This window comes from Stenotrophomonas riyadhensis, assembly GCF_040256885.1.
GTDB classification, from domain to species: Bacteria; Pseudomonadota; Gammaproteobacteria; order Xanthomonadales; family Xanthomonadaceae; genus Stenotrophomonas; species Stenotrophomonas riyadhensis.
Map to the genome: position 1 here is coordinate 3,941,994 of NZ_CP155568.1, position 20,488 is coordinate 3,962,481.

16 protein-coding genes are annotated in these 20,488 nt (G+C 66.6%); 5 read left to right on the forward strand and 11 right to left on the reverse strand.

Going from position 1 to position 20,488, the window contains the following annotated elements; genetic code table 11:
- Positions 1–53 precede the first annotated feature (53 nt).
- Both SriyCCGPB3_RS18205 and SriyCCGPB3_RS18210 read left to right on the forward strand, forming a co-directional pair.
- Positions 54–2,762, forward strand: a complete 2,709-nt coding sequence (locus SriyCCGPB3_RS18205) for a TonB-dependent receptor (protein ID WP_350259598.1) — start codon at positions 54–56, stop codon at positions 2,760–2,762.
- A gap of 111 nt (positions 2,763–2,873) precedes the next feature.
- The gene (locus SriyCCGPB3_RS18210) at positions 2,874–5,231 is read left to right on the forward strand and encodes a beta-N-acetylhexosaminidase (RefSeq protein ID WP_350259599.1); all 2,358 of its coding nucleotides are present in this window, start codon (positions 2,874–2,876) and stop codon (positions 5,229–5,231) included.
- A 145-nt stretch (positions 5,232–5,376) separates the two neighbouring features.
- On the opposite strand, the gene SriyCCGPB3_RS18215 is transcribed toward SriyCCGPB3_RS18210, so the two are convergent.
- Together SriyCCGPB3_RS18215 and SriyCCGPB3_RS18220 are read right to left on the reverse strand one after the other, a co-directional pair.
- On the reverse strand, positions 5,377–5,769 hold the full coding sequence (locus SriyCCGPB3_RS18215; RefSeq protein WP_180848087.1) for a VanZ family protein: 393 nt from the start codon (positions 5,767–5,769) through the stop codon (positions 5,377–5,379).
- Positions 5,766–6,950: a class I SAM-dependent methyltransferase gene (locus SriyCCGPB3_RS18220; RefSeq protein WP_350259600.1), complete on the reverse strand. Its 1,185-nt coding sequence runs from the start codon at positions 6,948–6,950 to the stop codon at positions 5,766–5,768. The genes SriyCCGPB3_RS18215 and SriyCCGPB3_RS18220 overlap by 4 nt, the downstream gene beginning before the upstream one ends.
- 59 nt (positions 6,951–7,009) lie before the next feature.
- On the opposite strand from SriyCCGPB3_RS18220, the gene SriyCCGPB3_RS18225 reads away from it, so the two are divergent.
- Positions 7,010–7,747, forward strand: a complete 738-nt coding sequence (locus SriyCCGPB3_RS18225; RefSeq protein ID WP_350259601.1) for a pteridine reductase — start codon at positions 7,010–7,012, stop codon at positions 7,745–7,747.
- Positions 7,748–7,807: 60 nt separating this feature from the next.
- Here SriyCCGPB3_RS18225 and folK read toward each other — a convergent pair whose 3' ends face one another.
- On the reverse strand, positions 7,808–8,293 hold the full coding sequence (folK, locus tag SriyCCGPB3_RS18230; protein WP_110713711.1) for a 2-amino-4-hydroxy-6-hydroxymethyldihydropteridine diphosphokinase: 486 nt from the start codon (positions 8,291–8,293) through the stop codon (positions 7,808–7,810).
- Between the two features lie 91 nt (positions 8,294–8,384).
- On the opposite strand from folK, the gene SriyCCGPB3_RS18235 reads away from it, so the two are divergent.
- Positions 8,385–9,128, forward strand: a complete 744-nt coding sequence (locus SriyCCGPB3_RS18235; protein WP_110713713.1) for a 20S proteasome subunit A/B — start codon at positions 8,385–8,387, stop codon at positions 9,126–9,128.
- 75 nt (positions 9,129–9,203) lie between these two features.
- On the opposite strand, the gene SriyCCGPB3_RS18240 is transcribed toward SriyCCGPB3_RS18235, so the two are convergent.
- The 4 genes from SriyCCGPB3_RS18240 to SriyCCGPB3_RS18255 form a co-directional block, all read right to left on the reverse strand.
- The gene (locus tag SriyCCGPB3_RS18240) at positions 9,204–10,715 is read right to left on the reverse strand and encodes an ATP-binding response regulator (protein ID WP_164162132.1); all 1,512 of its coding nucleotides are present in this window, start codon (positions 10,713–10,715) and stop codon (positions 9,204–9,206) included.
- 4 nt (positions 10,716–10,719) lie between these two features.
- Positions 10,720–11,160 carry a response regulator gene (locus tag SriyCCGPB3_RS18245; protein ID WP_005411057.1) on the reverse strand — a complete coding sequence of 147 codons (441 nt, stop codon included), beginning with the start codon at positions 11,158–11,160 and terminating at the stop codon, positions 10,720–10,722.
- Positions 11,157–12,974, reverse strand: coding sequence for a sensor histidine kinase (locus tag SriyCCGPB3_RS18250; RefSeq protein ID WP_110713717.1), 1,818 nt, complete (start codon positions 12,972–12,974; stop codon positions 11,157–11,159). The genes SriyCCGPB3_RS18245 and SriyCCGPB3_RS18250 overlap by 4 nt, the downstream gene beginning before the upstream one ends.
- 195 nt (positions 12,975–13,169) lie before the next feature.
- The gene (locus SriyCCGPB3_RS18255; protein ID WP_006470382.1) at positions 13,170–13,553 is read right to left on the reverse strand and encodes a BON domain-containing protein; all 384 of its coding nucleotides are present in this window, start codon (positions 13,551–13,553) and stop codon (positions 13,170–13,172) included.
- Between the two features lie 170 nt (positions 13,554–13,723).
- Between SriyCCGPB3_RS18255 and SriyCCGPB3_RS18260 the strand changes: the two genes are divergently transcribed.
- The gene (locus SriyCCGPB3_RS18260; protein WP_350259602.1) at positions 13,724–14,767 is read left to right on the forward strand and encodes an oxidoreductase; all 1,044 of its coding nucleotides are present in this window, start codon (positions 13,724–13,726) and stop codon (positions 14,765–14,767) included.
- Between the two features lie 468 nt (positions 14,768–15,235).
- Here the strand turns inward: SriyCCGPB3_RS18260 and gnd are convergent, their stop codons facing one another.
- The 4 genes from gnd to SriyCCGPB3_RS18280 form a co-directional block, all read right to left on the reverse strand.
- A complete protein-coding gene (gene gnd / locus SriyCCGPB3_RS18265; RefSeq protein WP_133935587.1) occupies positions 15,236–16,141 on the reverse strand; it encodes a phosphogluconate dehydrogenase (NAD(+)-dependent, decarboxylating) in 906 nt (301 codons plus the stop codon).
- 10 nt (positions 16,142–16,151) lie between these two features.
- Positions 16,152–17,390, reverse strand: coding sequence for a hypothetical protein (locus SriyCCGPB3_RS18270; RefSeq protein WP_164162860.1), 1,239 nt, complete (start codon positions 17,388–17,390; stop codon positions 16,152–16,154).
- 17 nt (positions 17,391–17,407) lie between these two features.
- Entirely contained in the window at positions 17,408–18,001 is a 594-nt protein-coding gene (locus SriyCCGPB3_RS18275; protein ID WP_164162861.1) for a DUF2242 domain-containing protein, read from the reverse strand.
- Positions 18,002–18,225: 224 nt separating this feature from the next.
- Positions 18,226–20,403, reverse strand: coding sequence for a carboxy terminal-processing peptidase (locus SriyCCGPB3_RS18280; RefSeq protein WP_049429375.1), 2,178 nt, complete (start codon positions 20,401–20,403; stop codon positions 18,226–18,228).
- Positions 20,404–20,488: the final 85 nt, after the last annotated feature.

Here is a 20,488-nt window from a genome sequence, read left to right on the forward strand (position 1 = left end):
ACCGTAATCGAACACCGCCGCCGGCATCCAATCGAGTGATGAGGAGAGACATCATGAACACCCGCAAGACCCTGCTTTCGGCCGCCATCGTCAGCTGCATCGCCTTCAGTGCGCACGCGCAGCAGGCCTCCCAGACCGCCACCGACCTGGATACCGTGCAGGTCACCGGCATCCGTGGCTCGATGGAAAAATCGCTGGACACCAAGCGCGAAGCGAACGCACGCGTGGAAGTGGTCACCGCTGAAGACGTGGGCAAGCTGCCCGCGCACAACGTCGCTGACACCCTGCAGCGCCTGCCGGGTGTGAACATCAGCTCGTCCAGCGCCGACGAAGGCGGCTTCGACGAAGCCGACCGTGTCAGCCTGCGCGGCACCAGCCCTAGCCTGACCCAGACCCTGATCAACGGCCACACCGTCGGCTCGGCCGACTGGTTCGTGCTCAGCCAGGGCAACAACGTCGGCCGCAGCGTCAGCTACGCCCTGCTGCCGTCGGAACTGGTTCGCTCGGTGGAAGTGAACAAGTCCTCGCAGGCCAAGCTGCAGGACGGCGGCACCACCGGTACCGTCAACATCCTCACCCGCAAGCCGCTGGAGTTCTCCAAGCAGATCTCGGCTGAGGCCTCGATCGGTGCGGTGCGTTCGGACCAGGCGAAGTCGAATGACCCGCAGCTGTCGGCGTTGTTCAACTACAAGAACGACGACAACACCTTCGGCGTGATGGTGCAGGCCTTCAGCCAGAAGCGCGAGCTGCGCCGCGAAGCGCAGGAAATCCCGGGTGGCTTCTTCAAGATCGATCCGACCGGCACGGTGGCCCAGTCCAATCCGGATCTGGCCGGCGTGTACGCGCCGGGCCTGCTCGGCTCGACGCTGTTCGAACAGACCCGCGAGCGCAAGGGCGGCCTGATCTCGCTGCAGTTCAAGCCTATGGGCAACCTGACCCTGGGCCTGGAAGGCTTCAGCTCGGAACTGAAGGCGAACAACTACAACCGCAATTTCATGCTGTGGGGCGGCCGCATCCTCAACGACCGCACCGTTGAAGATGCCAATGGCAACAAGATCCTGATTCCGGGCCAGGCCCCGAACCCGGGCTATGTGGTCAAGGATGGCGTGCTGACCAACGCCACCTTCGCTGGCCAGGCCGACCGCGATTACGCGGTGTACGACATGATCTACCGCGAGTCGAAGGCCAAGACCAACTACATCACCTTCGATGCCGACTGGCAGATCAATGACAACCTGGGCATGAAGTTCCAGGCTGGCAGCACCAAGGGTACCGGCGATACACCGCGCCAGTACATCGCCGAGGTCAACCTCGCCCGCGGTGGTGGTGCAACCTGGGCCACCCACGGCAATGGTTCGCCGATCGACTGGAATGTCGGTGGCAACATCAGCCCGGGCGGCGTGACCGAATTCGGCACCTGGGGCAACCAGCAGGTGACCGCGATCGATAAGGAAAAGTGGGTCAACGTTGACTTCAACCAGTACTTCAGCGATGCCGGCGCACTGAACTCGATCGACTTCGGTGCCCGTTTCGCCGACCACAAGCGCGAATCCAAGTCGCCGGAAGGCGCAACCCCGGGCGCGATCTGGGATGCACTGAAGAACGGTGCGACCGCAGGCTTCCCGGGTGGTTTCGCCAGCAGCATCGGTGGCAGCTTCCCGCGCGACCTGTGGTATTTCACCCCGGGCGCGCTGAAGGATGCGGTGACCAACAACTCCACCTGGCTGTCCGGCAATGACGGCCCGACCGGCCGCCACAACTACGGTGCCGAGTGGAAGGTTGCCGAGAAGAACTTCGCCGCCTATGTGCAGGGCAACTTCAGCGGCGACCGCTGGAGCGGCAACGTCGGCCTGCGCTATGTCAACATCAAGCAGGACATCGACACCTACCAGGCCGTCACCGACGCGGCAAACGCCGACGTCCGCAGCCTGTTCGGCATGTGGAAGTCGCTGTCGTTCGACAACAAGCACGACCGCATCCTGCCCAGCGCGAACCTGAAGTTCGATCTGGCCGATGACCTGGTGTTCCGCTTCGCCGCGTCGCAGACCCAGACCCTGCCGGACTTCTCGGCGCTGGGTGCTTCGACCTGGGGCTCGGATCTGAACAAGACTGGTGGCGGCGGCAATCCGAAGCTGAAGCCGGTGCTGTCGACCAACTTCGACGCCAACGTCGAGTGGTACTTCATGCCGCGCGGCCTGCTGTCGGTGGGTGCGTACTCGATGAACCTGAAGGACTACGTGGCCTTCGGCACCCAGACCCAGATGCTGTTCAGCGAACTGACCCACCAGCTGGAGGCCTACCAGGTCTCGGTGCCGGTCAACGCCGACGGCAAGGTCACCGGCATGGAAGTGGCGTACGAGCAGCCGATCGGTGAGTACTTCGGCGTCAACGCCAACTACACCTACGCCGATGGCAGCACCTCGCACACCTGGGCCGACGGCAGCCACAACCTGCTGGGCACCTCGAAGAACACCTACAACGTGGGTGCCTACTTCGAGAACGATACCTTCGGCGCACGCGTCAGCTACACCCGCCGCTCGTCGTTCCTGATCGGCCTGTCCGGTGCCAACCCCTACTACCAGGACGCGTTCGGCACCCTGTCGGTATCGCTGAGCTACAAGGCCACCGACTGGATGAGCGTCAGCTTCGATGCGCTGAACCTCAACAACCCGACCTACAAGTACTACCAGAGCGCGGCCACCCCGACCTCGTTCTACAGCAACGGTCGCCAGTACTACCTCAACTTCCGCTTCAAGTACTGATCCAGCGGCGGCAACATCGCCGAGTCGTGCACGCACGCCGGGCCTGGGTCATTCCGGGCCCGGCGTTTTTCATGTATAGCGTTCATCGCACCGTTCCAAGGAGTCGTTCCGATGGTCAAGCCTTCCCGCGCCCGGATGCGCAGCGCAGTGCTGCTGGGCAGCCTGCTCGCCCTGCTGCCGGCAATGCCGGCGCTCGCCGCCGATCCCACGCCCGCCGCCGAAGCACCCGGTCCGCAGCTGCGTGCTGGCAGCCTGATGCTGATCCCCGCCCCGGTCACTGTGCAACGTGGCCAGGGCAGCGGCATCACCGTGCGCGCCGATACCGTGCTGCAGGCCGAAGGCGAAGCCGCACAGCGCGTCGCTGCCCAGTTCGCGGACCTGCTGGCCCGCAGTGGTGGCCCGCGCCTGGTCCTGGCCAAGAGCAAGGCTGCAGCCAGGGCCGGCAGCATCCGCTTCCAGATCGTGCCCACCTTCCGCGACAGCGGTGAGGGATACACGCTGGACAGCACCGCGCAGGGCGTGGTGATCCAGGCCGGCAACGAAACCGGCCTGTTCTATGGCGCGACCACCCTCGCCCAGCTGGCCACCGGCGGCAGCAACGGCGTGCTGCCAGCGGTGCAGATCCAGGACGCGCCGCGCTTCAGCTGGCGCGGCTTCATGCTCGACTCGGCGCGGCATTTCCAGAGCCTGGACGAGATCAAGCGCGTGCTCGACGCGATGGCCGCGCACAAGCTCAACACCTTCCACTGGCACCTCACCGATGACCAGGGCTGGCGCATGGAGATCAAGCGCTACCCGAAGCTGACCGAGGTGGGCAGCTGCCGCCTGCCGGCCGGCGATGGCGGCATCGATCCGGCCAGCGGCCAGGAGCACCCGTACTGCGGCTTCTACACGCAGGACCAGATCCGCGAGGTGATCGCCTATGCCGCGAAGCTGCATATCCAGGTGATTCCGGAAATCGATGTGCCGGGGCACGCGACCGCAGCGATCGCCGCGTATCCGGAACTGGGTTCGATCAATACCCCGCTGAAGCCGATCAGCGAATGGGGCGTGTTCCCGAACCTGTTCAACGTGGAAGACAGCACCGTCACCTTCCTCGAGAACGTCCTGGAGGAAGTGATCGAACTGTTCCCGGCCAAGTACGTGCACGTGGGCGGCGACGAGGCGGTCAAGGACCAGTGGGAAGCCTCGAAGCAGGTGCAGCAGCGCATGCGTGCGCTGGGCATCAAGAATGAAATGGCCATGCAGAGCCACATCATCAAGCGCCTGGAGACGTTCCTGGAGGAACACGACCGGCGCCTGATCGGCTGGGATGAGATCCTCGAAGGTGGTCTGCCACCGCAGGCCACGGTGATGTCGTGGCAGGGCACCGAAGGTGGCCTCGCTGCGGCCAGTGCCGGGCATGACGTGATCATGTCGCCCGTCGGCTACCTGTACCTGGACTACCTGCAGACGGCCTCACCGAACGAACCGCCGGGCCGCCCGACCCAGGTCAACCTTGGCAAGCTCTACAACTTCGAGCCGGTGCCGGCCGAACTGGCCGCCGACAAGCGCGGGCACATCCTCGGCCTGCAGGCCAACATGTTCACCGAACACACGCGCAGCTATGCACGCCTGCAGCACAACCTGTTCCCGCGCCTGGCCGCCGTGGCCGAGACCGGCTGGAGCATGCCGGAACATCGCGACTTCCGCGATTTCCTCGCACGCCTGCCGGCGCAGCTGCAGCGCTACCGTGCCTGGGGCCTGGCCTATGCGCAGACTCCGTTCGAAGTAGGCGTGGACTACACCGATGATCGCGCGAAGAACACGGTGACCGTGTCGCTGGCCAATCCGCTGGGCTATGAAGTGCGCTACAGCACCGATGGCCAGCCGGTGACCGCGCAGTCGCCGCTGTACCAGCAGCCGCTGACGGCGCAGCTGCCCGCCGCCGTGCAGGCCGCCGCGTTCTACCAGGGCCAGATGCTGGCGGCGAAGCCGACGGTCGCGGACTTCAGCGCACAATCGCTGCTCAGCCGCCGCAGCGATGAACTGCTCAGCTGCGTGGGCAAGAAGGGGCTGGTGCTGCGCCTGGAAGACGATGGCCCACGCGAGGGCCCCCGTGCGGTGTTCAACGTGGACATCTTCCAGCCGTGCTGGCGCTGGCCGCAGGCGCAGCTGGACGGCATCGGCAGCGTGGAAGTGCGTGCAGGTCGCATCCCGTACTACTTCCAGCTGGCCCACGACGAACCCAAGCGCCGTTTCGAGAAGGCCAAGCGCGCGCGCGGCGAGATGCAGGTGCGTCGTGGCGACTGCAGCGGCAAGGTGCTGGCTGAAGTAGCGTTGCCGGCCAAGCCCGATGCCGATGGCTTCGTGACGCTGAAGGCCACGCTGCCGAAGGACACCCAGGGCACGGGTGACCTGTGCATCAACTTCACCGGCGATACGCGCCCGGCGATGTGGGTGCTGGATGAGGTCACGCTGGGGAAGTAATGACAGGTCTGTCATGGTGGGTGCCGAACTTGGTCGGCACCCCGGGCAGCTCATCCACGCATGGCCACGCATGGCGTGGATCTACGGATTCCATCCGCGCATGGCGTGGATCTACAGGTGGGTGCCAACCTTGGTTGGCACGCCTTTACCCGCGCCAGCGCAGCAGCAGATCGCGCAGCGGGGTCAGTGCCGTAGCCAGACCGACCAGCACGCCGATCGTGTTGGCCAGCGCATCCATCGGGTCGGCGGTGCGGTTGCTGGTCAGCGCGCCCTGCGCGAACTCGATGCCGATCCCCATCAGCACCAGACCCACGCCCACCCACAGCAGCGGACGTCCGCGCCGGAACAGCTGCACCGCGCTGCCCGCCAGGATGAAGTAGGCGAGGAAGTGCTCGCCCTTGTCGCTGTTTTCCGGCAGCGGAATCGGCGGCGGCGGAATCAGGCAGACCACGATCACCAGCAGCACCGCCGTCGCCCACAGTACGGTCCACAACCGTGGCCGACGCAGCGGCTTGATCACCGGCAACGCCGCGCTCACAGGCGCCAGCTCAGGTCACCCAGCTCGAAGGCCGGTTCGAAGTCGACGCCGCGCTGCAGGCCGATGGCCTGGAAGCGCTCGCCCATTTCGGTCGGCAGGGTCAGCTTCTTCACCTGGTCGCGCAGCTGGATGCGGCCCACTTCATCGGTGCGTTCCTCGGCCAGCAGCAGCACCTGGTCCAGCCCGTTGCCGAGCAGGAAACTGGCCTGGCTGCAGTAGCCGGCCAGCTCGAAGCCACCGTGCATGCCGGCCTCGGCCATGGCGGTGAAATCCACCGACGCCGTGATGTCCTGCAGGCCCGGCCAACGATGCACGTCGTTATGCACGTGATGGCGGTAGAAGGCGCGCACGGTGCCATCGTCGCGGTCGTGCTGGTAGAACTCGCCGCGGTTGTAGCCGTAATCGACGAACAGCATCGCGCCGCGCTGCAGGCCGCCGGCCACCGCCTGCAGCCAGTACGGCAGCTGCGGCAGCACCTCGGAGCGGTAGCCCTCGGCGAAGGGTTTTTCCAGGTAGCGCTCGATATGGCGCACTGCGCCGTTGAGCAGGATGTCGGCCGGCTGCGCGCCGCGGATGAAGTTGCCTTCGGCATCCAGCTCCACGGTTTCCTCGTAGACCTCGCCATCCCGGATCAGGAAGCGCGGGGTCGGCAATGCGTCGATCACCTCGTTGGCGAACACCACGCCCTCCCAGTCCTCTTCGAACGGGCGGTCGACCCAGTCCACGCGTGCGGCCAGCTCGGCCGGCAGGTTCTGCTGCAGGCGCAGCTGCTGGCGCTCACGCAGGTCGGCGCTGGGTTCGAGGATGGCGTACCGCGACGGCAGCGCGTCGAGCTCGGCCAGGCGCAGCAGCACGGCTTCGGCGAAGGCGCCGGTTCCGCCGCCCAGTTCCAGCATCCGCGCCTGCGCGCCCAACTGGGCGAACACCGGCGCCAGCGCATTGGCCACGCTGCCGGCGAACAGGCTGCCGAGCTCGGGCGCGGTGGTGAAGTCGCCACTACCGCCGAATTTGCTGGCGCCGGCGCTGTAATAGCCCCAGCCGGGGGTGTACAGGCACAGCTCCATGAAGCGGGAGAACGGCATCGCCCCGCCCTGCGCAAGGATTTCGGCGCGCAGGGCGGCGGCCAGCTGGTCGCTGTGGGCCAGGGCATCGGCTTCGGGCAGGGGGAAGGTGGGCTGCATGGCGTCTTCGAATGCGGTGACAATGGTGCACAGGATAGCCGAGCCTTGGAGGACCCTCGATGAGCGACACCCACCCCGTGGTCCTGATCACCGGCAGCGCGCGCCGGATCGGTGCGGCCATCGCCCGCCAGTTCCATGCCTGTGGCTGGTCGGTGGTGCTGCACGCCAACACCTCCAGCGCCGAGCTGCAGCAGGCCGCGTTCGATTTCGACAACGTGCGCCCCGGCAGCGTGCTGGCCCTGCAGGCCGACCTGCGTGACGCCGACGCCCTGGCCGACCTGGTGGAACAGGCCGCCACCCACTTCGGCCGGCTGGATGCGCTGGTCAACAACGCCTCCAACTTCTTCCCCACCCCGCTCGGCCAGGTCACCGCCGAAGCGATGGACGAGCTGTATGCGGTCAATGCACGTGCGCCGCTGCTGCTGTCACAGGCGGCGGCGCCCTACCTGCGCCGCCAGCAGGGCTGCATCGTCAACCTGACCGACCTGCACGGCACCGACCCGATGCGCGACCACATCGCCTACACCATGGCCAAGGCCGCGCTGGAGATGGCCACCCGCTCGCTGGCGCTGGAGCTGGCGCCGAAGGTGCGGGTCAATGCGGTAGCGCCGGGGGCGATCCTGTGGCCGGAACAGGGCAAGGACGATTTCGCCCGCGAAGCGCTGCTGGCGCGTACACCGCTGGCGCGGATCGGCACCGTCGAGGAGATCGCCGAGGCGGTGTACTGGCTGGTGGCCGAAGCCAGCTTCGTCACTGGCCATACCCTGCGCGTGGATGGCGGGCGTACGGTCAGTTGAAATGTTGCCGGCCAGCGGCCGGCACTACCGGTAGTGCCGGCCGCTGGCCGGCAACCACCCTCATTCCAGGTCCACCACCTCGAACGTCTCGCCAAACTGTCTGTGCGCACGCCACAACGTGGCCAGGTCCTGCCCGCTGACCGGGTCGATGAAGCCCGGCGCGATGTCGGCCAGCGGCTTCAGCACGAAGGCATGCTTCAGCTCCGGGCGCGGAATGCGCAGGTGGCCGGGACCTTCCACCACCAGATCCCCGTAGAACACCACGTCGATGTCCAGGGTCCGGTCGGAGAAGCGCGGCCCGCTACGGTCGCGGCCGTGTGCGTCTTCCAGCGCATGCAGCCAGTCGTCCAGTTCCTGCAGCGGCAGGTCGGTTTCGATCGCCACCGCATTGTTGAGGAAGGCCGGGCCATCGAAGCCGACCGCGGCGGTACGGTAGGCGGGCGACACCTGCAGCGCGCCGAAGCGCTCGCGCAGGGCCGCCACCGCGGCGTGGAGGTAGCGACGGGGCTGGACGTTGCTGCCCAGGCTCAGGAGCACGGTGGTCATGCGGTTCAGGTGACGGCACTTGGGGGGCGTGGACATGCCGTCGTCACGGCGGCCTGCCTACAATCCGGGACGCACATGATAGGGCACCGACATGACCTATTGCGTTGGAATCGAGGTGGACGAAGGCCTGGTCTTCGCTGCCGACACCCGGACCAATGCCTCGCTGGACGATGTGCGCGTGCACCGCAAGCTGCACGTGTTCGAGTACCCCGGCCAGGCAGCCTACGTGCTGATGGCGGCTGGCAACCTGGCCACCACCCAGCTGCTGGTGTCGCGCCTGGGGCGCGATGCCGACGAAGGGCGCGCGCCCAACCTGCGCGACATAACCCACCTGTTCGAAGCCGCCGAGTACGTCGGCCAGCTGCTGGTGGACAGCCAGGTGCACAGCAACCACAGCGAACATGGCCACGATGGGGTCAATACCCAGGCCACGCTGATCTTCGGCGGCCAGATCGCCGGCGAGCGCCCCGGGCTGTACATGATCTATCCGCTCGGCAACGCCATCGCCGCCTCGCCGGAGACGCCGTACCTGCAGATCGGTGAATCCAAGTACGGCAAGCCGATCCTCGACCGCATCCTCAGCCCGGCCACACACCTGGAGGATGCCGCGCGCACGGCCATCGTCTCGCTGGACTCCACCATCCGTTCCAACCTGTCGGTGGGCCTGCCGATCGACCTGGCGCTGCTGCGCGACGGCGAGTTGCGCATCGGCCAGCAGCTGCGGCTGGGCGCGGATTCAGCGCTGTATGCAGACATCCACCAGAACTGGTCGCGGCGGTTGGAACAGGCGGTGGATGCGCTGCCACGGTTCCCCTGGGAAACCCTGGACCGGTAGTGCCGGCCGCTGGCCGGCAACCGCAGTGATCCCACCGCACGCGGATGCCGGCCAGCGGCCGGCACTACCGCGGCATCAGCCCAGCGCTTCGGCCACCGCGCGGAAGACCTGCTGCATCTGCAGCGGCTTGTGCAGCACATGCACCTCGACACCCGCAGGGAACGTATCGGCCGGTACCGTCACTGCCGCATCCTCCAGCACCAGCGCGGGGCCGCGATAGCCCAACGTCGCCATCTCGCCCAGCAGCTGGCTGGCCGGCAGCAGCTTGGAGCCAGCATCGGCAATCACCAGCGCCGGCATCGCCTCCTGCTGCATCCAGCGCAGCGCCGCCGGGCCATCGGAGGCCAGCTGCAACTGGTAGCCCTGGCTGGACAGCGCGTTGCCGAGCAGCGACAGGCGCGTGGCTTCGCCATCGACCACCAGGATCGACTGGCCGCTGCCCAGCGCCACCAGCTGCTCGATCGGCTCGCTGCCATCGATGGCCTCGTGCATCGGCAGCCGCAGTTCGAAGCAGGTGCCCTGCCCCGGCTGGCTGCTGACGTGGATGCTGCCGCCGGCGCCTTCAACGATGCGCTTGCAGGAAATCAGGCCCAGGCCCGTGCCATCGGCCTTGGTGGTGAAGAACGGATTGAACAGGTGCGACAGCGTGTCCGCATCCATGCCGATGCCTTCGTCGGCGACCCGGATGTGCATCCAGTCCACGCCATCGCGCTGGCCGGCATGGCTGGCGGTCAGGCTCAGGCGGCCGCCATTGGGCATCGCCTGGATCGCGTTGAGCGCCAGGTTCAGCATCACCTGCTGCAGTTCGGTGTAGTTGGCGTCGACCACCAGGCCTTCGTCCTGCACCTGCAGTTCCAGGCGCACGGCATCGGGCACGTTGCTGCGCAACAGCAGCGCCACCGCATCGAACAGGCCATCGATCTCGATGCGCTCGCTCGGCTTGCGCGAACCGCGCACGAACGACAGCATTGATTCGGCCATCTCGTGGCCACGCCGGCCGCACTCGGCGATGACATCGGCCAGATGGTGCAGCTGCGGATCCTCGGTACGCGCCTTCAGCAGGTCCGGCATGATCAGCAACGGCTGCAGGATGTTGCGCAGGTCATGGCTGAGGCCGGCGGCAAGCAGCGACAGGCTTTCCAGGCGCTGCGCGCGCATCAGTTCGGTTTCCACCCGTGCACGCTCCACCGCGCTGCGTGCATCGCGGATCGCACGCGCCACCGCCGACGGCAGGCGCGCCGGCAGGTGCTTGATGATGTAATCGTTGGCGCCCTTCTGCAGCGCCGCCACTGCGTTCTCCTCACCCATGGTGCCGGAGACGAAGATGAAGGGCACTTCCGGCGAGGTCTCGCGCACGATGCGCAGCGCGTCATCACCGGAGAACCCCGGCATGCTCAGGTCGGACAGCACGATGTCCGGCTGGAACCTGGCCAGTGCCTGGCGTAGTTCGGCCTCGCTCTCGACACGCTCGAAGCGGGCTTCCAGGCCCGCGTCGAGCATCTGTTCAGACATCAGCTCGGCATCTTCCGGTGAGTCTTCCACCAGCAGGATGCGCAGCGCCCCCAGGGCGGGACCGGTCAGGGGCATGGGCTCACTCGAGTTCCGGTGCCTGGTTGATCAACGCCCAGAACTTGCCCAGGGTCTGCACCGCGCCGAAGAACTGGTCCACGTCGACCGGCTTGACCACATAGGCGTTCACGCCCATGTCCCAGCTGCGGGCCAGGTCGCTTTCCTCCCGTGAGGACGACAGGATCACCACCGGCAGGCGCTTGAGTTCTTCGTGCTCGCGGATCTGCCGCAGCACTTCCAGCCCATCCATGCGCGGCATCTTGATGTCCAGCAACAGCACCGCCGGCAGGCCTTCCTCGCGATTGGCGAAGGCACCACGGCGCAACAGGTAGTCCATCACTTCCACGCCGTCTTCGACGTGCACGATGGGATTGGCCAGACGCGCCTCTTCCAGGGCGTCGATCGCCATTTCGGCATCAGCCGGGCTGTCTTCGGCGAGAAGAATGGTGCGCAGAGTGGTCATGCAGAAGGCCCTTGTTTGTCCGCATCGATCGCGGGAGGCAGGTAGAAGTGGAAGGTGGCGCCGACGTCCGGTTCGGCCTCGGCCCAGATACGGCCGCCATGGCGGGTCAGCACGCGGCGCACGCTGGCCAGGCCGATGCCGGTACCCGGGTAGTCACTGGCCTTGTGCAGGCGCTGGAACACACCAAACAGCTTGCCGGCGTAGGCCATGTCAAAGCCTGCACCATTGTCGCTGACCGTGAACTGATGACCGCCATCGGGCTGCGGCTGGTAATCCACGCGGATCTTCGCCGGCTCGCGGTTGCCCGAGTACTTCACCGCATTGCCGAGCAGGTTCAGCCAGACCTGGCGGATCATGTTCTCGTCCGCCACCACGATCGGCAGCGGCGCGATGCTCCACTCCACCTGGTGCGCGTGGCCGCTGCTTTCGGCCTCCGCCTGCAGGTTGGAATCGAGCATCGCACGGGTATCGGCCACCAGCGACTGCATGTCCACCGCCTGCTGGCGCATCGCCGCGCGGCCCAGCCGCGAGTAGACCAGCAGGTCGTCGATCAGTGCCGCCATGCGACGGGCCGAACTGGAGATCACTTCCAGGTAATGGCGGCTCTTGTCGTCGGCAGCGTCGCCGAGGTGGCGCGACAGCTTGTCGGAGAAACCGGCCACGTGGCGCAGCGGTGCGCGCAGGTCGTGCGACACCGAGTAGCTGAAGGCCTCCAGCTCACGGTTGACCTCGGACACCTGGGCCACCTTGCCTTCCAGCTGGCGATTCAGCTCTTCCACGCGCAGCTGAACCGCACGTTGCATGGTCACGTCACTGACCGTCAGCAGCACCACTTCATCATCGGTATCCGGCAGCGGCATGCGCCGCGCATTGAGCAGCATGTAACGCGCCATGCCATCGGCAGTGCGCTGCTCGTGCTCGAAGTCCCACAGCTCCCGACCACGCGAGAGCACGTCGGACAGGCGCTGACGCACCACCGTGTCCTTCCACGCACCATCACCGACGGATTCCAGCAGCAGGCCATCGGCACGTTCGTCCTGCAGCCCGTACAGCTCGGCGAAGGCAGGGTTGTGCAGCTGTACACGCAGGTCACGGTCAAGCAGCACGATCGGTTCGCGCACCGTCTGCAGTACCGACGCGGCACGTGCCGCCGCGCGCAGTGATTGCCGTTCGGCATGCAGGCGACGGCCGATCTGCCGCTGCAGCAGCCACAACACCAGGCCGAGCAGCGCCAGCTGGATCACCAGCGAACTCCACGACACCAGCTCGGTCTGCTTGCGCTGGCGCGCAGCCTGCTCCGCACGCAGGGTCAGCAGTTTCTGCTCGCTGGCCTGCAGTTCTTCAACCAGGCCGCGAATCGGATAGCGCGTGCTCAGGTCCTTCACCAGCCCGCGCTGATCACTGTTGGGCTCAGACTTGGCCAGCTCACGGGCAAGCGCCATGCGCCCTTCCAGCATCGACTCGATACGGCCGATGCGGATCAGCTGGTCAGGATTGTCGCGGGTCATCCGGCCCAGTTCGGCCAGGCGCCCGGGAATGTCGTTGGCCTTGGCCATGCGCTCGCGCAGCCCCGGCGCGTCCACACCCTTGGACAGCGTCAGCGCCGCCGACTCGACATCGCGTACGTCCGCCTGCAGCTGCTGCAAGGCTACGCCGACGGCCTGGGTGTGATTGACCCAGGCCATCGCCTGTTCGTTGTCCTGCTGCAGTTTGCGCAGGGTCAACCACGGCACCACGATGATCGCGGCGGCGGCCAGCGCCAAGGCTGGCAATCGCCAACGGTCCCAGATGTCGTCACTGAAAACCAGCGCCATAGTTCCTCGTCAGCACAGCCGCGAAGCGTTGTCCGGGACGAGCCCGGTTGCGGCGGAACCGGCAATATAGCGCAGGCGGTCACAAGTCTGGGGCTTCCAGCGCGGTTGCCTGAACGGGTTACGACATTTCCTGTGGAGCCGAGCATGGCTCGGCTCCACAGGGGGTGGGCGCCCCGCCTGGGGCGCCCACCGGGGTCAGCGCTTGGCAGCAGCGCTGACCTTCAATGCAGCGGCATCGACGCGAGTCACGCCCTTGATGCCCTTGGCGGTGGTGACCGCCTTGTCCTTCTCAGCCTGGGTGGCCACGGCACCGCTCAGGCTGACCACGCCGTTCACGGTTTCCACCTTGATTTCAGTGCCCGGAACGTTGCTGCTGGCCAGCAGATCGGCCTTCACCTTGGTGGTGATCCAGGTATCGGTCACCGGCTCGTTGGAGTCATGGCGATCGGCATGGGTTGCCGGATGGGTGCTGGTCGGCGGGCTCTTCGCGGCCGGATCCTTGGCGAACGCAGCCGAGGAGGACAGCGCCAGGCCCAGGGTCAGGGCGGAAGCAATCAGCGTGCGGGTGGTATTGCTCATCGTGTCGTACTCCTTCGGGATGTGCTGCCAGTCTGGACACGCGGCCGTAGAGCAGGCGTGGCGTTGCGGTCATGCCGCCGTGAATCGAAACGTTTCCAACGGCAACGGTTCAGTTTTGGACTGCCAGCAGTCCTCGTTTACCCTGCCCTTCCCACTGCCGGAGGCCTCTCATGCGCCCCGACCTGCAACTGGCCCTGATCGGCTACGGCTTCGCCGGCCGCGTCTTCCATGCGCCGCTGATCCAGCACACGCCGGGCCTGGTGCTGCACAGCATCGTCAGTTCGCAGCGCGACACGTTGCTGCGCGCGTTCAGCGACGTGCACGTGCGCGCCACGCCGCAGGAGGTGTTCGACGACCCGGCGGTGGACGCGGTGGTGATCGCCACACCGAACGCACAACATGCACCGCTGGCGATCGCGGCATTGGCCGCGGGCAAGCATGTGCTGGTCGACAAGCCGTTCGCGCTGGATGTCGCTGAAGCCGTAGCGGTGCTGGCTGCGGCACGTGATGCCGGACGCATCGCCACCGTGTTCCAGAACCGGCGTTTCGATGCGGATTTCCTCACCCTGCAGGCGCTGCTGGCCGAAGGCACGCTCGGTGACGTGGCCGAGTGCCACGCGCACTTCGACCGCTACCGGCCGCAGGTGCGCGACCGCTGGCGCGAACAGGACGGCCCGGGCAGTGGCCTGTGGTACGACCTTGGCCCGCATCTGCTGGACCAGATGCTGGCGCTGTTCGGCTGGCCCGAGGCGATCGATGCCGATCTGGCCGTGCAGCGCGAAGGCGGCAGCGGCATCGATTACTTCCACGCGGTACTGCACTACCCGTGGCATCGCGCGATCGTGCATGCCGGTTCGCTGGTGGCGGCCCCCACGCCGCACTTCAGTGTGCATGGCAGTCGTGGCAGCTGGATCAAGCATGGGCTGGACGTGCAGGAGGCACAGCTGCGGCGCGGTGTTGCGCCAGGGGCGCCGGGCTGGGGCATCGACCCACGGCACGGCGAGTTGGTGCGCTGCGATGCAGAGGACAATGTGCAGCGCAGTACCGTGGACAACCTGCCGGGCGACTACCGGCGGCTGTATTCGCAGTTTGCGGCGGCGATGCACGGCGATGGCGAGCCGACGGTCAGTCCGGTGCAGGCACTGCAGTTGATGCGGTTGCTGCAGGCCGGCATGGACAGCGCGCGCGAAGGGCGGCGAATCGCGTTGGGGTGACCGGCAGGGCTGCGCCCTGCACCTGCCGAATCAACGGCAACGTCAACGTCAACGACAAAAGCAAGCTATCCGTGAGATGGCGGGATGGGTCCGGTTGCGGGGGACGCCGTAAATACGTCCATGTAGGCTCGGTCGCGCCTTGCTCGTGTGCGCTGTCCTGCGCACACGGCAAGACCGGGGTTGGGCGTCCTGCCCAACCCGCCCGAGGCATGCCTCGGGCCCATGGCGCTCACGCCCCCGCAACCGGCCCCACCCCACCTTCGACAGATTCCAGCGCCCGACGGTAGGTGTCGACCTTGGTCGACACATCGACGTGGAAACGATCGGAAACGGCTCTTCTAGAGTCGAACCGTGCTCGACTGGCTGCATGGGTTTAGAGCCCTTTCCTGCGGAAAGGGATCCGACCCCGATCTGCTTGGGGTCGGATCCCTTCGGCAACGCCGAAGGGCTCTGACCCCACCGCAGTGCTTACGACTTCTTGATGGCGTGGCCGCCGAATTCATTGCGCATCGCCGACAGCAGGCGATCGGTGAACGAATTCGATTCGCGCGACCGCAGGCGTTCCAGCAGCGACAGGGTGATCACCGGTGCCGGCACGTCCAGCGCGATGGCTTCGGCGACCGTCCAGCGGCCTTCACCGGAGTCCTCCACGTACGGGGCGATGCCATCCAGCGAGGGATTGCGCTTGAGGGCTTCGGTGCTCAGGTCCAGCAGCCACGAACGCACCACGCTGCCGTGGCGCCAGACGTCGGCGACCTGGGCCAGGTCCAGTTCCATTTCCTGCTTGCGCTCCATCAGCGCGAAGCCTTCGGCGTAGGCCTGCATCATTCCGTATTCGATGCCGTTGTGGACCATCTTGGTGAAGTGGCCAGCCCCAGACGGGCCGACACGCGCCCAGCCGCGGTCTTCGGCCGGTGCCAGCGTGCGCAGCAGCGGTGCGATCTGCTCCACCACCGACGCTTCACCACCGACCATCAGGCTGTAGCCTTCCTGCAGGCCCCACACGCCACCGCTGGTGCCGCAGTCGACGTAGCCCAGATCGTCTTCGGCCAGGGCCTTGGCGCGGCGGATCGAGTCCTGGTAGTTGGAGTTGCCGCCGTCGATGACGATGTCACCTTCGGCCAGGTGCGGGGTCAGCTGGCCCAGGGTCTGGTCGACGGTTTCGCCGGCCGGCACCATCAGCCACACCACGCGCGGCACCGGCAGCGCGGCAACCGCGGCGGCCAGCGAATCAACCACCTCCAGGCCAGCCTCGGCGGCGCGCTGGCGGGCGCCTTCGCCCGGGTCGTAGCCGACCACGCGGTGGCCGCCACGATGCAGGCGCTGGGCCATGTTGGCGCCCATGCGGCCGAGGCCGATCATTGCAATGTCCATTGTTTCACCTTCAGTTGGGGTCTAGGGTCAGGCTGCCTGGCCTGCCGGTAGCCGCGCAGTGGCGCAGCTGCGCCTCGCGCCAACGCCGGTAGAGCGTGGTATGCAGATTGTGCACCGCCAGGTCGATCGAAAACGGCGTTCGCGGGTTGCGATCAAGCAGGCGGGCGACGTGGTAGCCGATGGGACGTATACCGCGTGGGTGCACATAGATCACGAACTGCTGGTAGAACGGATCGTCCAGCAGCTGGTCCATGCGTTCCAGCGTGGCGTGGTAGCGCGGTTCCAGCCGTGCACGAAGGTTGGGATCGCGCTCGAACAGCAGGCGCTCGAAGTAGCGCTGGCCGATGCGCGGGATGCCCTGCGCGAGTTTCCAGAGTTCGACATTGCGCTGGTCGTACCAGGCCAGCCCACCGTGCATCGCCAGTGCCTGCGCAGCGTCTGCACCCACATCGACCACCACGAAGTTCTCGGCCTGGTTGCTCAGATCGTCCAGCGTGCTCTTGTCGTACACATGTTCGATGAAACCGGGCACGCCGACGAAGGCCTGCCGTCCCATCGCCGAGGTGCGCACCGCTTTGCCATCGGCGAAGAAGTCGCCTGCATGTGCGCCGAGCAGGATGCTGTCGGTGTCATGCAGGGCGAGGAAGGTGCCGATCGACAGTTCATCCGCTGCGAACTCCGTATCGAACGCGGCATCGCCATACAGCTCTCGTTGCGTGGCCAACTGCGCGACCTGGCGGCCGACCCCGCATTCGGCGCGCACGGCACCGCTGTAGAACGCCTCCAGTGCATGACTGTTGCCCGCGCTCGGCACGAAGCCACGACCGAAACTGCGCGTGCGCTGCCAGCCTTGCGCGCGTGGGCCCTGCAGGCCGAAGCCGATCCAGCCCAGCTGCGGGCCGGAGAAGCGGAAGGTGGGATTGTCCTGCAGTGCCGAGGCCGCACGTTGCGTGGCTGCGCCCAGCTGGAACGCATAGGCACAGACCGTGGCCGGATCGTCCAGCAATTGTTGCAGCAACGCCTGGCGTGCTGCAGCGGACATTCCGGCCGGCCACCCCACGCGCAGATCGCCTGCCGCCTGTGCTTCAGCCAGCGAGGCACGTGTACACACCGGGCCGCCGTGCACCTGTGGTGCACCGGCCGTGACCTCGTCAAAGCGCCATCCCAGCCGCTGCAGCAGGCCCTGCGTGCAGTCCGGCGTTGCGGACGCAATGCCCAGCGCGGGCATCAGCAGGAGTGCCACGCCCATCAACCTGCCGCGCACGATCACCCTTGATCCGTGCTGCGGGCCGGTGCGGGCTCGGACGATGCAGGCGCGGGCGGCGCGGGTTTGCCGGCATCCGCCGGCAGGTACTGTTGCAGGCGCTGGAAGAAGCGCTGATAGAACCCGGCATCGGTGACGGTGCTGCTGGCCACTTTCACCAGCGAATCGTCATTGCTGCCGAACGGCAGCGACACCGAGCCCAATGCACCCACGCCCACGCTGGCCGACGTCGGGCTCTTCTTCAGCGCGTAGCGGTCCTGCACCGCGCTGACGAACACCAGCGTCTGGCTGCCACGCGGCGCGCAGGAGATGCGCAGCACCAGCTGCTCGTGGTCGTCCTCGCGTGGCTGGAAATTCTTGTTGCCCTCCACCTGTGCCTCGTCGGAGCGGGCGATGGCGTAGCCCTGGCTGAGCAGGGTGCGCCGCGCGGCCTCGCAGGCGTCACCGGGACGGCCATCGACGGTGCGCGAGAAGGTGTCGCCGGAATCAAAGGATTCGCGCAGCAACGTGCTGTCGGCGGCGCGGCCACCACAGGCCGACAGGATCAGGGCGCTGGCGAGCGCCACGGCAGCACTGGAAAGACGGGAGGCCCGCATGGGTACTCCTGCGAGGACGGTACCGCCAAGGGTAGTCCTGCGGCCGTGTGCGGCAGGTCGAAACCGGCGTGACCGAGCCACCCCGTTGCTGCCGGTTCATGCACAGAAAAGGGGACGGAGGGGATTAAGTCGCTTGTGCCACAAACGACTTAATCCCCTCCGTCCCCTTTTACGCAGAAGGGCCGGCAATGCCGGCCCCTCGGGTATCACATGCCGTCGCCGGCTCAGTCGGCCCAGCGACCAGCGCCGGTCGACTGCGGCAGCACCTGCGCCGACAGCGGGCGATCATTGGCCAGCAGGTTCACCGCATCGGCCAGGATCGAGGCCGACTCGCGCAGCAGCGGGTCCGGACGCTTCTCGGCGGCCTTCTCGCGCGCTGCATCCTTGACGATGTCGCGCTCGTTGCCAGTCAGGCCGTCGTCGTTGCTGTCATCGGCCAGCGGGTCCAGGGCCAGGCCCAGTTCCTTGCGCATCGCCTGGCGCTCCTTGCGCTGGGTGTCCTGGCGCTCACGCTCGGCGCGGCGGGTGGCCTCGTTGAGCGAGATGTACTTCTTCGCGGCCTCGGTGCGGAACTGCTGCACGTCCTCGTTCCACCACTGGAATTCCTTGTCGGCGGCGATGCGCGCGTCATGGCGGGTTTCCAGCTTCGGCAGCAGCGGCGCGAAGTTGCCGTACTGGGTGTGCGGCACGGCGGCGATGCGGGTCCACGGCAGCGCGTTGTCGTAGGTGCTCTCGCCGAATTCGGTGGCATCGACGCTGGCCGGGAAGGCCAGGTCCGGCACCACACCCTTGTGCTGGGTGCTGCTGCCGCTGATGCGGAAGAACTGGGCGATGGTCAGCTTCACCTGGCCGAAGCGCTGGGTCTCGCCACTCGGCCAACGGTCCAGGTCGACGATGTTCTGCACGGTACCCTTGCCGAAGCTGGTCTCACCGATCACCAGGCCACGTCCGTAATCCTGGATGGCACCGGCAAAGATTTCCGAAGCCGAGGCCGAACCGCGGTTGATCAGCACCGCCAGCGGGCCATCCCATGCCACGCCCTGGTTGCGGTCGCTGTTGACGGTGACGCGGCCACCGGACTCGCGCACCTGCACCACCGGGCCCTGCTCGATGAACAGACCAGTCAGTTCAATGGCTTCATCCAGCGAACCACCACCGTTGTTGCGCAGGTCCAGCACCACGCCGTCCAGCTTGTCGTTCTTGAAACCAGCCAGCAGCTTGGCCACGTCGCGGGTAGCCGAGGCATAGTCGGCGGCATTGCGGCGACGGCCTTCGAAGTCCTGGTAGAAGGTCGGCAGCTTGATCACGCCGATCTTCCGTGCCGGCTCGCCGTTGGCGGCCGGAATGGTCATGGTCTCGCCCTTGGCGGCCTGTTCGGCCAGGCGCACCTTCTGCCGGGTCAGCACCAGGGTGTGGTGCTTGCCGTCGGCACCTTCGGCGGCCGGAATGAATTCCAGCTTGACCTGGGTGTCCTTGGCGCCGCGGATCTTGGCCACGACATCGTCGATGCGCCAGCCGATCACGTCCTCGACCAGACCGGACTTGCCCTGGCCAACGCCGACGATGCGGTCACCCGGCTTCAGCGTGCCATCCACGGCGGCCGGACCACCGGCGATGATCTCGCGGATCACCACCACGTCGTCCTGGCGCTGCAGCTGCGCACCGATGCCTTCCAGCGACAGCGACATCGCCTGGTTGAAGTTCTCGGCGGTGCGCGGGGTGAAGTAATCGGTGTGCGGATCAACCGCGCTGGTGTACGAGTTCATGAAGAACTGGAAGACGTCTTCGCCCTTCAGCTCGTTGACCGACTTCTCCAGCGTCGCGTAGCGCTTGTCCAGCGTCTTGCGGATGTCATCCGGCTTCTTGCCAGCCAGCTTCAGGCGCAGCCAGTCGTTCTTCACCGACTTGCGCCACAGCTCGTCCAGTTCGGCGCTGCTGGCCGCCCACGGCACCTTCTTGCGGTCGTATTCGAAGCGCTCGTCGGTGGTGAAATCCGGCTCCTGCTTGAGCAGCTTGCGCGCGTAGGCCACGCGTTCGCCGACGCGCTGCTTGTAGACCGCGAACACCTGGAACGCCGGCTCCAGCTCGCCGCCACGGATGGCCGAGGAAATGTTGGCTTCGAACGGCGCGAAGCGCGCCACGTCGGCCTGGGTGAAGTACTGCTTGCCGCCGTCCAGCGTCTCCAGGTAGCGCTTGAACACGTCCTTGGAGGTGGCCTCGTCCAGCGCACGCGGGCGATAGGCGTAACGGCTGTCGGACAGCAGGCCGTACACCAGCTTGGAGGTGGTCACCTGATCGGCGGTTGCCGCAGCGGGCAATGCCGGCGAATCGGCCTTGGCCGCCAGCGCCAGCGGCGCGACCAGCGCCAGGGCCATCAGGAATGCGGGGGCTTTGAATTTCATTGACGTGCTCGGAGGCGCCTTGCCAAGGGGGAGACTGCGGGGTGTTAAGACACCACGACAGTGCCGAAAGTTGCCGGGTTTGTCA

Coding starts and splice junctions, on each gene's coding strand:
- SriyCCGPB3_RS18225 (WP_350259601.1), top strand. CDS start 7,010: ATGAGCGACACCCACCCCGTGGTCCTGATCACCGGCAGCGCGCGCCGG.
- SriyCCGPB3_RS18240 (WP_164162132.1), bottom strand. CDS start 10,715: ATGCCCCTGACCGGTCCCGCCCTGGGGGCGCTGCGCATCCTGCTGGTG.
- SriyCCGPB3_RS18205 (WP_350259598.1), top strand. CDS start 54: ATGAACACCCGCAAGACCCTGCTTTCGGCCGCCATCGTCAGCTGCATC.
- SriyCCGPB3_RS18245 (WP_005411057.1), bottom strand. CDS start 11,160: ATGACCACTCTGCGCACCATTCTTCTCGCCGAAGACAGCCCGGCTGAT.
- gnd (WP_133935587.1), bottom strand. CDS start 16,141: ATGGACATTGCAATGATCGGCCTCGGCCGCATGGGCGCCAACATGGCC.
- SriyCCGPB3_RS18235 (WP_110713713.1), top strand. CDS start 8,385: ATGACCTATTGCGTTGGAATCGAGGTGGACGAAGGCCTGGTCTTCGCT.
- SriyCCGPB3_RS18260 (WP_350259602.1), top strand. CDS start 13,724: ATGCGCCCCGACCTGCAACTGGCCCTGATCGGCTACGGCTTCGCCGGC.
- SriyCCGPB3_RS18275 (WP_164162861.1), bottom strand. CDS start 18,001: ATGCGGGCCTCCCGTCTTTCCAGTGCTGCCGTGGCGCTCGCCAGCGCC.
- SriyCCGPB3_RS18210 (WP_350259599.1), top strand. CDS start 2,874: ATGGTCAAGCCTTCCCGCGCCCGGATGCGCAGCGCAGTGCTGCTGGGC.
- SriyCCGPB3_RS18270 (WP_164162860.1), bottom strand. CDS start 17,390: ATGGGCGTGGCACTCCTGCTGATGCCCGCGCTGGGCATTGCGTCCGCA.
- SriyCCGPB3_RS18280 (WP_049429375.1), bottom strand. CDS start 20,403: ATGAAATTCAAAGCCCCCGCATTCCTGATGGCCCTGGCGCTGGTCGCG.
- SriyCCGPB3_RS18220 (WP_350259600.1), bottom strand. CDS start 6,950: ATGCAGCCCACCTTCCCCCTGCCCGAAGCCGATGCCCTGGCCCACAGC.
- SriyCCGPB3_RS18250 (WP_110713717.1), bottom strand. CDS start 12,974: ATGGCGCTGGTTTTCAGTGACGACATCTGGGACCGTTGGCGATTGCCA.
- folK (WP_110713711.1), bottom strand. CDS start 8,293: ATGACCACCGTGCTCCTGAGCCTGGGCAGCAACGTCCAGCCCCGTCGC.
- SriyCCGPB3_RS18255 (WP_006470382.1), bottom strand. CDS start 13,553: ATGAGCAATACCACCCGCACGCTGATTGCTTCCGCCCTGACCCTGGGC.